Source organism: Nonomuraea maheshkhaliensis (assembly GCF_039529435.1).
Classification (GTDB): domain Bacteria; phylum Actinomycetota; class Actinomycetes; order Streptosporangiales; family Streptosporangiaceae; genus Nonomuraea; species Nonomuraea maheshkhaliensis.
The window spans coordinates 1-673 of the sequence record NZ_BAAAMU010000331.1 but is presented as its reverse complement, the minus strand read 5'-3'; the positions used below and the strand labels follow the sequence as shown (position 1 = coordinate 673).

The following is a 673-nucleotide window of genomic DNA, read 5'->3' as shown; positions in this document are numbered from 1 at the left end:
TTGACGTGTCGGTGTGGGAGTTCTTCTGGCCGCTGCTGTGGGGTGGGGTGCTGGTGTTGGCGCGGCCGGGTGGGCATCGGGATGCGGCTTACTTGGCTGAGTTGATTCGTCGTGAGCGGGTGGATGTGGCGCATTTCGTGCCGTCGATGCTGGAGGTCTTCCTGGCCGAGCCGGCGGCTGCTGGTTGTGATGGCCTGCGGTGGGTGGTGTGTTCCGGTGAGGCGTTGCCGGCGCACCTGGTGCGGCGCTTCTTCGAGGTGCTGGGTGGGGTGGGGCTGGAGAACTATTACGGGCCCACCGAGGCGTCGGTCGATGTGACCGCCTTCCGATGCGAGGCTGATGGGGAGGGGTCGTCGGTGCCGATCGGGCGGCCGGTGGCGAACACGCGGGCGTATGTGCTGGATGAGTTCCTGTCGCCGGTGCCGCCTGGTGTGGTGGGCGAGTTGTATGTGGCGGGCGTGCAGCTGGCTCGTGGCTATGCGGGTCGTGCGGGGTTGAGTGCTGAGCGGTTCGTGGCGTGTCCGTTCGAGGTGGGCGAGCGGATGTATCGGACCGGGGACCGTGTGAGCTGGAACGCCGAGGGTGAGTTGTTGTTCGCCGGGCGGGCCGATGATCAGGTGAAGATCCGGGGTTTCCGGGTGGAGCCGGGTGAGGTCACCGAGGTGCTGGCCGC

At 67.3% G+C, this 673-nt stretch carries 1 protein-coding gene; it reads left to right on the top strand.

Translation table 11 applies throughout. The features are described 5' to 3' along the window. On the top strand, nt 1-673 hold a 673-nt coding region (locus ABFX54_RS56700), incomplete at both ends, for an AMP-binding protein (RefSeq protein ID WP_346115628.1).